Below are 13016 nucleotides of genomic sequence, written 5' to 3'. Positions count from 1 at the left end.
TCGCGCTATGTGTACTGTTGGCAAAATCATCAATTGTTAATTGATATTTGTCAGTTATCTTGCCCACTGACTTAAGAAAATCCCGACGACAAACAGCAGGTTAGTCAGCAACGCGGCTTTTACCGTACGTTCGAGCATCGGACGCATCGCCGCCGGTTCCATCTGGCGCATAACGTAACGCGCCTGTTTTACCAGTACCGGTGCGGCCAACAGGAAGAGCCAACCCCACGGACTTTGCAGCGAAAGCAGGTTAAACAGCGCCAGGCAGACCAGCGTCCCCATCAGCAGACAGGCATGGTAACGACGGGCATTTACGGCACCGAGGCGAACGACCAGCGTATTCTTGCCGTTTTCCCGGTCGCTGTTGATATCGCGCAGGTTATTGATGTTAAGCACGGCAGTGGCCAGCAGACCACAGGCGGTTGCCGGAAGAATGAGCGCCGGGATCAGCGTATGCGCCTGCAGATACCAACTGCCCATCACGCTCAGCCAGCCAAAGAAGACCAGCACGGAAATATCGCCCAGGCCGATGTAGCCATAGGGACGATTGCCCACGGTATAGGTGATGGCGGCAATAATCGACAGCACGCCAAGCACCAGGAAACCGACAAAATCCGCCGGCGTGCGGCACGCCACGGCAACCAGCGACAGACCGGACAAACAAATGAGTACGACGGTGATGATCAGTGCGCGCTTCATCTCCTGTTGGGTGATCACCCCTTTTTGCATTCCACGCAGCGGTCCGAGGCGGTCCGGCTTGTCGCTGCCCTTAACGGCATCGCCATAATCGTTGGCGAGATTTGACAGGATTTGCAGAAGCCCTGCCGTAATGAGTGCCAGCAGAGCGACCAGCGGATCAAAGTATCCCTGCCACCATGCCAGGGCCGTACCGACGATGATCGCCGCGAAGGCGAGCGGTAGGGTCTTGGGTCGTAAGCTTTCCAGCCAGGCCTGGGAGCGGCTAATTTGTTGTTGTTCAGTCATATTTAGCGCCAATAAAAATGGGGCCTTTCAGCCCCATCAACAGTGATGAAAATGCAGTGAACGCGATTATAGGATAAAACGGCTCAGATCTTCATCTGCGACCAGCGCATCCAGATGTTTGCTCACATAATCCGCATCAATTGTTATGCTTTGACCATTCAAATCGCTCGCATCATAGGAAATATCTTCCATCAGGCGCTCCAGAACGGTGTGCAGACGACGGGCACCGATGTTTTCGGTGGTCTCGTTAACCTGCCATGCCGCTTCAGCAATTTTCTTGATACCGGATTCAGTAAACTCAATGTTGACGCCTTCAGTCGCCATCAGTGCTTTGTACTGCACGGTGACAGAGGCATTAGGCTCCGTCAGAATGCGTTCAAAGTCGCTGGTGGTCAGCGCCTGCAGTTCCACGCGAATCGGCAGACGACCCTGCAGTTCCGGGATCAGGTCAGACGGCTTCGCCACCTGGAACGCCCCAGAGGCGATAAACAGAATGTGGTCGGTTTTGACCATCCCGTGCTTGGTGGAGACGGTGCAGCCTTCAACCAGCGGTAGCAGGTCGCGCTGTACGCCTTCACGGGACACGTCCGGGCCGGAGGATTCGCCGCGCTTACAGATTTTGTCGATTTCGTCGATAAACACGATCCCGTGCTGCTCAACAGCGTCGATCGCTTCCTGTTTCAGCTCTTCCGGATTCACCAGCTTGGCCGCTTCTTCTTCAATCAGCAGCTTCATCGCGTCTTTGATTTTCAGCTTACGCGCTTTCTGCTTCTGCCCGCCCAGGTTCTGGAACATGGACTGCAACTGGCTGGTCATCTCTTCCATTCCCGGAGGCGCCATGATTTCCACGCCCATCGGTGCAGCGGCGAGATCGATCTCGATTTCTTTATCGTCGAGCTGGCCTTCGCGCAGTTTTTTACGGAATGCCTGACGCGCAGCTGACGGTTCAGACTGCTGTTCCGCCTGGCCCCAGTTATTTTTAGCCGGTGGGATCAGCACATCAAGAATGCGCTCTTCTGCCATCTCTTCTGCACGATAGCGATTTTTCTCGATCGCCTGGACGCGAACCATTTTGATGGCGGCATCGGTCAGATCGCGGATGATAGAGTCAACTTCTTTACCGACATAACCTACTTCGGTGAATTTTGTCGCTTCTACTTTGATGAACGGCGCGTTGGCAAGCTTTGCCAGACGACGGGCGATTTCGGTTTTACCGACACCGGTGGGGCCGATCATCAGAATGTTTTTCGGTGTGACTTCATGGCGCAGTTCTTCGTCGAGCTGCATGCGGCGCCAGCGGTTACGCAGTGCAATCGCCACGGAACGCTTGGCGTTATCCTGGCCGATGATATGCTTGTTCAGTTCGCTGACGATTTCGCGTGGGGTCATTTCAGACATGGGAGATCCTTACGCTTTAGACGGTAATTCTTCAATGGTATGGAAATGGTTGGTGTAAATGCAGATATCACCTGCAATATCCAACGCTTTTTCAGCAATGTCGCGAGCGCCGAGCTCGGTGTTTTCCAGCAGAGCACGTGCCGCAGCCTGGGCGTAGGGACCGCCGGAGCCGATGGCAATCAGATCGTTTTCCGGCTGCACGACGTCACCGTTACCGGTGATGATAAGGGAGGCGTTTTCATCTGCGACTGCTAACAGCGCTTCAAGTTTGCGTAGCATCCTGTCGGTACGCCAGTCTTTCGCCAGCTCAACGGCGGCTTTGACCAGATGTCCCTGATGCATTTCCAGCTTGCGCTCAAACAGTTCAAACAGCGTGAACGCATCCGCCGTACCTCCCGCAAAGCCAGCAATGACTTTGTCGTTGTACAGACGACGTACTTTTTTCACGTTGCCTTTCATTACGGTGTTACCCAGTGTGGCCTGACCATCACCGGCGATAACCACATGGCCGTTACGGCGTACGCTTACTATTGTTGTCACGAGCAGACCCCTTGGTTACAAATACAGAATACAAGCCCCGCACGGTGTACGGGGCGTAATGCAAGTATAGATGGGGGGGATTTTGGGGGTTTCAACCCCCGGAGGCGAGTCGAATACAGTTTGTGTGACCCGCCATCTTCAGGCGGCTAATCGTGCTGTCGGCATTCTCTTTGCCTTTCACCGGCCCGATGACCACGCGATTCCAGCCATTGTTGGTGGTGATTTTGGAGTCAAAGCCTTCGAAAGCCAGCTGTGCACGCACGGTTTCTGCCTGTTCAGCGCCTTTAAACGAACCGCACTGCACCATCCAGCGACGTTCGTCTTTCTTCTCCGCGGTCGGCTTCGGTGCTTCTGGCACGCGCTCAACCGGAGCGGCCGGCTGTGTTTTCGGCGCAGACGCCGCTGTGTGCGCAGGGGTCTGCAGCAGATCCTGATACGGCTGTGACGTTGCCGCAGGTTTCTGCGGCTGCGTAACAGGCTTCGACGGTTGCTGTACCGGTGCCGTTTGCGCTGTGCGCGTTTGTGTCTGCGGCTGCGTACGCGGCTGTTGAACCGGTGGCGTGCTGTTCCACTGCTGCTGTTGCTGCTCAACCTGACGTTGCTGAGCCTGGCGCTGCAACGTTTGCTGACGCTGTGCCGGTGTCTGCTCGTTCCACGGTACTTCGTTGAGTTGCGTTGGCTGCTGGCGCATATCGGCCTGCATTTGCGCAAGCAACTGGCGCTGTTCGTTGGTCAGTTGATCCGGCTTCATCACTTCACCGCCTGCAGACGGTTCTGTCGGCGCACGTACGCCCGGCTGGCGGCTTTCCAGCTCTTTAATATAGCGCCAACGCTCTTCCGGCTTCGGCGGCAGCCCGTTGCCGGTCACTTTCTGACCCTGCAACGTTTCGGATTCTTCTTTCTTATGATGCGTAATGAAGTACAAACCACCGATAAAGGCCACAAGAACGGCGGCGGCAATGGCGACCATTGCGGGCGATACCGCAGACGTGTTGCGTTGCTTTTTCCGTGAGGTGCTCTTTTTGCGCCGCGAAGGTGCCGGTTGGCCGCGACGTACATAATCTCGTTGTGCCACTATCGTTTCGCTGTATTGATTTGTTCGTCAGCCCGCCATGTTACTTAAGCGGCGGGCCTTTGACCAGACACCGTGTCTGAAAGGTTTACGTTAAGGCACGCGTGGTACCCCGAAGGATCAGTTCACAGTCCATCAAACGCGAGCCGCTGTTGACATTTTGTCCATGAATTTGGTCAAGCAGCAACAGCATCGCTTCACGACCAATTTCGAAGCGCGGTTGCGCAACGGTGGTCAGCGGCGGATCGCAAAATTCCGCCAGGGCGATGTTGTCGAAACCAATAATCGACAGGTCATCCGGAACTTTGATGCCCTGACGTTTGGCCCATGAGAGGGCGCCGAGCGCCATGACATCGCTATGACAGAATACCGCTGTTGGCGGTTGCGGCAATTCGAACAACTGCCTGAGCGCATTGCCGCCAGCCTCGAAGGTGAAATCCCCGCGAGCGATATAGTGCGGATCCACCGTCACACCGCAACGGCGCAGCGCTTGCACGTAACCCTGCAAGCGGTAATGACATAGCGGCATCTCTTCCGGCCCGGCAATGCAGCCAATGCGCTGATGTCCCAGTTCATGCAGATAGTTCACGGCATTGAAGGCAGCGGTCAGGTTGTCGATATGGACGGTGGGCAACTCCAGCTCCGGCGCGAACTCGTTCGCCATCACCATCGGCGGCAGATTGCGCTGCTCTTCAATACTGGCGTCAAACGGCAGACGAGAGCCCAACAGCAACATGCCATCAATTTGCTTGGTGATGATCAGATTGACGAAGGTTTTTTCCTGCTGGTTCTGGTGCGCGCAATCGCCGATCAACACCAGATAGCCATGACTGGCGGCGGTGACCTCGATCCCACGGATCAGTTCGCTAAAGAAGGGATCGCAAATATCCGGGACAATCACCAGGATCGTTCGCGATTCATTACGTTTAACGTTGCGACCCGTCGCCTGCGGTAAATACCCCACTTCTACAGCTGCCTGTTCAACCCGGTTTCGGGTGGACTGAGAGACTTTATCGGGGTTCATTAGCGCGCGGGACACCGTTGCCGTTGAGACTTTCGCCTTCATGGCAACATCTTTCATTGTAGCGGCAGCGGCCTGCTTATTCGGTTTCACTCTTTCTCCTCGCCTGGGTAATCCGGCGCAGCACAATCCCTGTTGAATTCACATCAAAAACATTTTTATCAGATAGCGAATGGAAACGGTTACAGAATTTTCATAAAAAGTGTGACGGATGTTGAATTTTACGATCCGCCTCGCATCTGAGGGGGTTATCCCTCGATGGGATCGACATCCAGCACCCATTTCACCTTGCGCGACTCCGGTAACGTATTGATGAGTGCCAGCGTGCCACTCACGATATGCTGCAAACGAATCCGTGACGGATGCTGCAATAAAATCTGCCAGCGATAGCGTCCGCCGCGCTTCGGCGCCAGTGCCGGTACCGGGCCTAAAATCCAGAGCTTATCGTCAGCCAGCGGACTGGCCTGAATCAGATTACGCAGTTGCTGCAAAAACAGCGGCGCCTGCTGATTATGATGATCTTCTGCGCGCACAATGACGTGACTGGTCCACGGCGGTAGTTGCAGAGTTTGCCGTTCCGCCAGCGCTTGTTCAGCGAATGCGTCATAGCCCTTATGCAACAGAGTCTGTAGCAGCGGATGTTCCGGATGGTGGGTCTGCAAAACCACTTCTCCCTGTTTTCCAGCGCGTCCTGCGCGCCCGGAAACCTGCGTATAAAGTTGGGCAAAGCGTTCTGCTGAACGGAAATCTGCCGAGAACAGCGCGCCGTCCACATCCAGCAGCGCAACCAGCGTCACGTCAGGGAAGTGGTGACCTTTTGCCAGCATCTGGGTGCCGATCAGGATCCTTGCGCCACCGCGATGCACTTGTGCCAGATGCTGCTCAAGCGACCCTTTGCGGCTGGTGGTATCGCGGTCAATGCGGGAAATCGGTACGCCGGGAAAGAAGGGAGCCAGCGCTTGTTCAAGCTGCTCAGTGCCTAATCCGACCGGTACCATATGCGTAGAGCCACAGGAAGGACACTGACGTGGCACCGGACGCTGGCTGTCGCAGTGATGACAGCGCAAATGGTGCTGTGCCTGATGCAGGGTGTAGTAGTGATCGCAACGCGGACACTCCGCAATCCAGCCGCAGTCGTGGCAAAGCAGCGCAGGTGCAAAACCCCGGCGATTGAGAAATAAAATCACCTGGTTGTCGGCCTGTAAATGCTGGCGCATACGGGCGATCAGCGCCGGTGCCAGACCGGCCTGTACCTGCTGACCTTTTAAATCCAGCACGTGCTGAGTCGCGGGACGCGCGTTTCCGGCGCGGCGCGTCAGGCGCAGCATCCGGTATTTTTTCTGCCGCACGTTACACAGCGTTTCCAGTGCCGGAGTTGCCGAACCGAGGATTATCGGAATGCGTTCGCTATGGGCGCGCCAGACCGCCAGATCGCGGGCATGATAGCGCCAGCCTTCCTGCTGTTTATAGGAACTGTCGTGTTCTTCATCGATAACGATCACGCCAAGATTTTTAAACGGCGTAAATAAGGAGGAGCGTGTGCCAATGACAATCGCCGCTTCGCCGTTTTTGGCTTTCAACCAGGCAGAAAGGCGCTCGCTGTCATTGAGGCCGGAATGCAGCACTTCCACCGGCGCGTTGAACCGTTCGCGAAAACGGGCGATGGTTTGCGGCGTCAGACCAATTTCCGGCACCATCACCAGCGCCTGCTTACCCTGTGCCAGAACGTTTTCCAGTACGCTCAGATAAACTTCGGTTTTACCTGACCCCGTCACCCCGGCCAGCAGCCAGGCGGAGAAACAGTCTGACGCGCTGTGAATTGCGCCAACGGCGGTGGCCTGTTCGGTGTTCAGTCGCAGACGTTCGCCGCAAACCGCGTAGTGCGTGCGCCAGTCGCTAAAACCTGGGGTTTCGCTCGCCAGTTCACACAAGCCTTTTTTACGCAGAGCCTGAAGCGCGGCATCGTTGAATTCAAGGTCGGCGACCCGATCGCGCCAGATTTTCCCCTGTCGCAACGCGGCCAACGCCTGCTGCTGTTTGGGGGAACGTTTCAGGCTATTAAGATCAACGGCCTGGCCCTCTTCGGTGGCAAACCAGTACCACATTGGCGTGTTGGTGGCAGGTTTCCCCTGACGCAGCAGGATGGGCAGGGCATGGAACAGCACGTCGCCAATGGGATGATGATAATAATCTGCCGCCCAGATCAGCAGACGCCAGACGGAGGTCGAAAAGAGCGGCTCATCATCCAGCACATCAACGACAGCTTTCAGTTCATTCAGCGGCAGCTCGCTTTTGTCGCTAACCGAGACGACGATCCCGACGCGCTCCTGCTGTTTGCCAAACGGTACGCGCACGCGACACCCTGCTTTGACATTCATGCCTTCCGGCAGAAGATAGTCAAAGGTGCGAGGGAGCGGAACGGGTAAGGCAACGTGCGCTACGGGCATAAATCATCCTGACTTGAAATCTGGCCGGTTAGTATACACATTACTCATGGGTGATGAGCGAATCAGTTTGCATGAGCGGGCTAATTTCTGTATGATTCGCCGCCTTTGATGCAAATTGATTGTGTCAAAACTTGACCGTTACCCGAGAATTTCACGCAGCCAACATATCAGCGGTGTGAAAGGCGACGGGTAAAAATTAACATCGCGTGGTGTCTGGCGTTAGGGCTGGAAGAGCGACGCGGCCTTAAACTGAGGTTTTCCCATGAAAAAAGATATTCACCCGAAATACGAAGAAATTACTGCTACCTGTTCTTGCGGTAACGTCATGAAAATTCGCTCTACCGTAGGTCACGATCTGAACCTGGACGTCTGCGGTAAATGCCACCCGTTCTACACTGGCAAACAGCGTGACGTTGCAACCGGTGGCCGTGTTGACCGCTTCAACAAGCGTTTCAACATCCCGGGCAGCAAATAAGTTTCAGCTGTCAAAAAAAAGCGCCGACAGGCGCTTTTTTTGTATCTGAATTTTATCTTTTTTATATTTATCATTGGTGCCTTGAATAAATAACCAGAAACTAACTTGAAATGTCGTTTCTAATTTATCGGTAAATTGTTTTATTGGTGATGTTCGTCTCTCTTATCTTTCTTTTTTTGCCATGATTTTTAGTTGCTGGCAAAATTTAAAAGGTTTTAGCTTCCCCGCTTAAATAAACTTCATTACGTAATATAAAATTAATCCTGTCCCTTATTTTTATCATTGCCTTTTAACCGTGATGATGTCGATAAGGTCAGATTGTTTTTGACGTTTTCTATTGAGAGGGATTGCTATGAAGCGTGGATATGCATTATTACTTATTCCATTATTATCTGGAGCCGCTCACGCAGGCTATGTAGATTATCGTCATGAATATTATGATGATGGACGTAACTATGACCGTGTTTATATGTCTCACCGCTTTGCGACTGGTTTTGGTGTGGCAGTAGAAGCTATCTCTCGTTCCGATGATGCGCAATCAAATGATGCGTGGAACAATATGGAAAGTAATGGCAACGAGTATACGGCAAGCTATCAATTCACCTGGCAGGGTCTCATCTGGCAGCCTGGCATCGCGGTTGAAACGGGTGATAACATGACGATCTATAAGCCTTATCTTCGCGTACAGTATAATATCAATGACAACTGGTGGACTGCGTTCCGCTATCGTCAGGAATATATGCGTAGAAATGCCGACGGCAAAGATGATCGGATGGTCTATCGCCCGGAGGCATGGCTCGGTTATAACGTCAATAACTGGATGTTTGAACTCAACGGCATTTATAAAATTGCCGATAGTGAAGATTTATATAACAACAAAAATGAAGACTATGAATATAACTTCCGTGTTGCTTATAAGATAGGGTCCTGGGTTCCTTTTGTTGAAGTGGGTAACGTGTCCTCTGGTTATAACACGACAACGACGGACGATCGCCAGACGCGTTATCGTGTGGGTCTGGGCTATAACTTCTGATTGTTAATTCCGTTAACGTGAAATTTATCTATAAAAAACATCATCAAGTTGCCTTTCAATACGCAAAACCACGCATGCCTTAATATTCGCGTGAATAAGGCACTCAGGAGTTGACATAATGTCCAGTGATGAACATGTTATAAGCAGTAATGCAAGCATTGCTATCAGGCCTTTCGGATTCAGAGATAAAATAGGTTACTTGTGTGGCGACCTGGGGAATTGTTTTATTCTTGGGTTGGTCAATAGCTTTTTAATGATTTACTACACTAATGTGCTCGGTGTTTCCGGGGTTATTGTCGGGTCACTCTATTTTATAACAAAACTCTTTGATGCGTTTGTTGATGTCGCCGTAGGGCGCATATGCGATACGTCTAAACTGACCGTTTACGGGCGTTTTAACCCCTGGGTTCGTCGCATGAAATACCCTTTCTGCATCATTTCGGTGGTTCTTTTTCTACCGTTTGTTCATGAATTTTCTGAAACAGCGAAAATTATCTATATCTGCTGTTCCTATTTTATTTACGGTTCGTTGTTATCGACCGTTAGCATTCCTTATGGTGCAATGTCAGCCGCGATTAGCTCGAATCCGGACGATCGTGTTTCGCTTTCGACTTACCGCAGCGTTGGCTCGGCGATTGGTGGTGGGGCAACCGGTTTTTTTATTCCCATTCTGATGTATACCACCCTTGTTGACGGAAGCCTGGTGATTTCCGGGCAACATTTCTTCTGGATTGCGATTGGCTGCTCGATACTGGCTTTTATCTTTTTAACACTGACCTGTCATTTAACGACAGAGCGTGTGCGTGTGGAAAGAAAAGAGAGCATGCCCGTTTCTGTTTTGTTGAAGGGATTGCTACGCAATAAGGCGTTGATTGTGCTGGTTGTGGTTGATCTGCTTATTGTGATTAATCAGGGTCTCTCCGGTACCAATATGACCTATCTGTTTAATGACTATTTCCACAATAAAGCCGCCATGTCTGTCGCACTCTTATTTACCTTTGGTTCCCTGATTCTGCTGGCGCCATCCGCGTCCTGGCTCACGAAGCGGTTTGGTAAAAAAGAAGCCAGCGTCGGTGCACTGTTCTTTTCCGTGGTGATGTATCTGATTATGTACTTCATCCACATTACGGATGCGAAAATCTATCTGGTCTTTCTTTTCCTTGCGACGCTAGGAGCCGGATTATTCAACCTGATGATTTGGGCGTTTATGACGGATGTTTGCGACTACCATCAGTATGTTACTGGCGATCGCGAAGATGGCACCGTTTATGGTGTGAACTTCTTTGCTCGCAAAGTGGGTCAGGCATGTGCGGGAGCCATTGGGGGTTTTATGCTGGCTATCATCGGCTACCAATCCTCATCAACGGGCGGGGCTGCGCAAACCAGCGTCGTGCGGGAAAATATTTACACGATGGCGAATCTGATACCGGCTTTATGCCTGTTTTTGGCCGCCGTGATGCTGGTTTATTTCTATCCACTGAACCGTAAAGAAACGCTCAAAATGGAAGCAACACTGAATAAATTTAATGGGATTAGCAAATAACCCATGAGCACCACTATGAAAATAGTGGGCAGTGAGTCTGAAAGGCAGGGGAAAACCTCTGCCTTTGTTGCGTCACCACCAAAGCAGCGGCCACGACTTCTCAACCGTTTCCAGTTGCGGCGCATCAAAAAGCGCCTGTGGAGAAATAACCGTTTCATTCAGCGGGATATTTTTACCGTAACGTTCTTTCATTTTGGCTTGCACCGCCGGGTGACTGAGATCGAAATCCTTTAGCTTTTGCAGCTTACCCATTTTCATCCCGAGCGCATGGTCATACACCTTCCACACCACTTCAGAGCAGTACTGACGCTCGTCACTCCAGGAAAAGGCCAGATCGTAAGGTTTACCGAGATAGTGTTTTGCGGTTTGCGCGAGCTTTTTCTGCTGCTGTGGCGATAGCCCACCGTCAACGCGACGCACGATGTATTTTCCGTCTTTACCGTGTGTTATCCACTTTTGCAGAGGGGTATAAACCACCGGGCCAATGGCTTCAAAGACGTACGGTTTTTTCTCGCGGATAACGATCATGCCGGTATGGCTATAGTCAGAATGCGTTGCCAGTTGAATCGCCTGGCTCTGGGAGGATAAGGACATTTGAAAGATGATGTCGCCGGTTTGCGGTTCCCAGGCAAAAACAGGCGTCGCAATCAGCAGACTGAAAACCAGTAAGCCTCGATTCATGGCATAACGTCCTTGTTACACAATTAAAAAGAGCGGCCAGGAAACCCGCGCCGCTCTTTTCTGCAAATCAATATTCCCATGTCTCCGGGTCGATCCCCAGTTCACGCATGATCTCTTTCGCCGCTTCCGGGATTTCATCACTGCGCTCTTTACGCAGGTCTGCGTCGTTTGGCAGGGGTTGCCCGGTAAAGGCATGCAGAAACGCTTCACACAGCAACTCGCTGTTGGTGGCGTGGCGCAGGTTGTTCACCTGACGACGCGTGCGTTCATCGGTGAGGATTTTTAACACCTTCAGAGGAATGGAAACCGTAATTTTCTTTACTTGCTCACTCTTCTTACCGTGCTCAGCGTATGGGCTGATATATTCGCCGCTCCATTCAGCCATGAGATACTTAATCCTCTTTGTCATTAATATGAGGCAAGGCCGCACTATTTGTGCGGCTACTCGCCATAATTCCGCATAGTTTACCGTACAGGCGATACTGTGACACTGATAAAGCGCCTGTAGTTGTGCGCTAATGCAGATAATTTTAACGGCTATTTCCAGTTTGCTCAATCTATACGCAAAGAAGTTTAGATGTCCAGATGTATTGACGTCTATTGTTAACCTGTTTACTCTGGGACCTGACTTTTCATCGACTCAGCTCAGGAACACCCTAACATGACGCGTAAACAGGCCACCATCGCAGTGCGTAGCGGGTTAAATGACGACGAACAGTATGGTTGCGTCGTTCCGCCGATTCACCTTTCCAGCACCTATAATTTTACCGGTTTTAATGAGCCTCGCGCCCATGACTACTCCCGTCGCGGCAACCCTACGCGCGATGTGGTGCAGCGTGCGCTGGCCGAACTGGAAGGGGGGGCGGGTGCGGTGCTGACCAATACCGGCATGTCGGCGATTCACCTGGCGACAACCGTGTTTCTGAAGCCAGGCGATCTGCTGGTGGCACCGCATGATTGCTACGGCGGCAGCTACCGCCTGTTTGACAGTCTGGCGACGCGCGGATGCTATCGCGTGCGGTTTGTCGATCAAGGGGATGAGCAGGCGTTGCAGGCCGCGCTGGCAGAAAAACCCAAACTGGTACTGGTGGAAAGTCCGAGTAATCCGCTGTTACGCGTGGTGGATATTGCGAAAATCTGCCAACTGGCGCGTGAAGCCGGAGCCGTCAGCGTTGTCGACAACACTTTTTTAAGCCCGGCGCTGCAAAATCCGCTGGCATTGGGCGCCGATCTGGTGTTGCATTCATGCACGAAATATCTGAATGGCCACTCTGACGTGGTGGCGGGCGTGGTGATAGCCAAAGATCCGGAAATCGTCACCGAACTGGCATGGTGGGCGAATAATATCGGCGTGACCGGCGGCGCGTTTGACAGTTACCTGCTGTTGCGTGGGTTGCGTACGCTGTCGCCGCGCATGGAAGTGGCGCAACGCAATGCGCAGGCGATCGTCGATTACCTGCAAACCCAGCCGCGGGTGAAAAAGCTCTATCACCCGTCGCTGCCGGAAAATCAGGGGCATGACATTGCCGTGCGTCAGCAGAAAGGTTTTGGCGCAATGTTGAGTTTTGAACTGGATGGCGATGAGCAGACGCTGCGTCGTTTCCTGAGCGGGCTGTCGTTGTTTACGCTGGCGGAATCCTTAGGGGGAGTGGAAAGCCTAATCTCTCACGCCGCAACGATGACGCATGCCGGCATGGCGCCAGAAGCGCGTGCCGCTGCCGGGATCTCCGAGACGCTGCTGCGTATCTCCACCGGTATTGAAGATGGCGAAGATTTAATTGCCGACCTGGAAAATGGCTTCCGGGCTGCAAACAAGGGGTAA

At 52.5% G+C, this 13016-nt stretch carries 12 protein-coding genes; 4 read left to right on the top strand and 8 right to left on the bottom strand.

Features of this window, described 5'->3' with window-relative positions; genetic code table 11:
* Window positions 1-54: 54 nt before the first annotated feature.
* The 6 genes from menA to priA all read right to left on the bottom strand — a co-directional run bounded on the left by menA (window position 55) and on the right by priA (window position 7462).
* Window positions 55-984, bottom strand: coding sequence for a 1,4-dihydroxy-2-naphthoate polyprenyltransferase (gene menA, locus ACERJC_RS21245; protein ID WP_152401231.1), 930 nt, complete (start codon window positions 982-984; stop codon window positions 55-57).
* Between the two features lie 66 nt (window positions 985-1050).
* Window positions 1051-2382, bottom strand: a complete 1332-nt coding sequence (hslU, locus tag ACERJC_RS21240) for an ATP-dependent protease ATPase subunit HslU (protein WP_042325582.1) — start codon at window positions 2380-2382, stop codon at window positions 1051-1053.
* Window positions 2383-2391: 9 nt separating this feature from the next.
* Window positions 2392-2922 carry an ATP-dependent protease subunit HslV gene (gene hslV, locus ACERJC_RS21235; RefSeq protein WP_046493441.1) on the bottom strand — a complete coding sequence of 177 codons (531 nt, stop codon included), beginning with the start codon at window positions 2920-2922 and terminating at the stop codon, window positions 2392-2394.
* 91 nt (window positions 2923-3013) lie between these two features.
* Window positions 3014-3997 carry a cell division protein FtsN gene (gene ftsN / locus ACERJC_RS21230; RefSeq protein WP_178828108.1) on the bottom strand — a complete coding sequence of 328 codons (984 nt, stop codon included), beginning with the start codon at window positions 3995-3997 and terminating at the stop codon, window positions 3014-3016.
* An 85-nt stretch (window positions 3998-4082) separates the two neighbouring features.
* Window positions 4083-5108 carry a DNA-binding transcriptional regulator CytR gene (gene cytR / locus ACERJC_RS21225; RefSeq protein WP_178828110.1) on the bottom strand — a complete coding sequence of 342 codons (1026 nt, stop codon included), beginning with the start codon at window positions 5106-5108 and terminating at the stop codon, window positions 4083-4085.
* A 155-nt stretch (window positions 5109-5263) separates the two neighbouring features.
* The gene (priA, locus tag ACERJC_RS21220; RefSeq protein ID WP_371896181.1) at window positions 5264-7462 is read right to left on the bottom strand and encodes a primosomal protein N'; all 2199 of its coding nucleotides are present in this window, start codon (window positions 7460-7462) and stop codon (window positions 5264-5266) included.
* A 262-nt stretch (window positions 7463-7724) separates the two neighbouring features.
* On the opposite strand from priA, the gene rpmE reads away from it, so the two are divergent.
* The 3 genes from rpmE to ACERJC_RS21205 all read left to right on the top strand — a co-directional run bounded on the left by rpmE (window position 7725) and on the right by ACERJC_RS21205 (window position 10513).
* Window positions 7725-7937 carry a 50S ribosomal protein L31 gene (gene rpmE, locus ACERJC_RS21215; protein ID WP_042325590.1) on the top strand — a complete coding sequence of 71 codons (213 nt, stop codon included), beginning with the start codon at window positions 7725-7727 and terminating at the stop codon, window positions 7935-7937.
* Between the two features lie 352 nt (window positions 7938-8289).
* Window positions 8290-8970, top strand: a complete 681-nt coding sequence (locus ACERJC_RS21210; protein ID WP_046493449.1) for an oligogalacturonate-specific porin KdgM family protein — start codon at window positions 8290-8292, stop codon at window positions 8968-8970.
* A 118-nt stretch (window positions 8971-9088) separates the two neighbouring features.
* The gene (locus tag ACERJC_RS21205; protein WP_373672436.1) at window positions 9089-10513 is read left to right on the top strand and encodes an MFS transporter; all 1425 of its coding nucleotides are present in this window, start codon (window positions 9089-9091) and stop codon (window positions 10511-10513) included.
* A gap of 72 nt (window positions 10514-10585) precedes the next feature.
* Here ACERJC_RS21205 and ACERJC_RS21200 read toward each other — a convergent pair whose 3' ends face one another.
* Both ACERJC_RS21200 and metJ read right to left on the bottom strand, forming a co-directional pair.
* Entirely contained in the window at window positions 10586-11194 is a 609-nt protein-coding gene (locus ACERJC_RS21200; protein ID WP_178828118.1) for a YiiX family permuted papain-like enzyme, read from the bottom strand.
* Window positions 11195-11261: 67 nt separating this feature from the next.
* On the bottom strand, window positions 11262-11579 hold the full coding sequence (metJ, locus tag ACERJC_RS21195; RefSeq protein WP_042325599.1) for a met regulon transcriptional regulator MetJ: 318 nt from the start codon (window positions 11577-11579) through the stop codon (window positions 11262-11264).
* A gap of 276 nt (window positions 11580-11855) precedes the next feature.
* Between metJ and metB the strand changes: the two genes are divergently transcribed.
* Window positions 11856-13016 carry a cystathionine gamma-synthase gene (metB, locus tag ACERJC_RS21190; RefSeq protein ID WP_373672435.1) on the top strand — a complete coding sequence of 387 codons (1161 nt, stop codon included), beginning with the start codon at window positions 11856-11858 and terminating at the stop codon, window positions 13014-13016.

The sequence above is a fragment of the Citrobacter telavivensis genome, assembly GCF_041807075.1.
GTDB classification, from domain to species: domain Bacteria; phylum Pseudomonadota; class Gammaproteobacteria; order Enterobacterales; family Enterobacteriaceae; genus Citrobacter_A; species Citrobacter_A telavivensis.
This window is presented reverse-complemented; position numbering and strand designations above follow the sequence as displayed.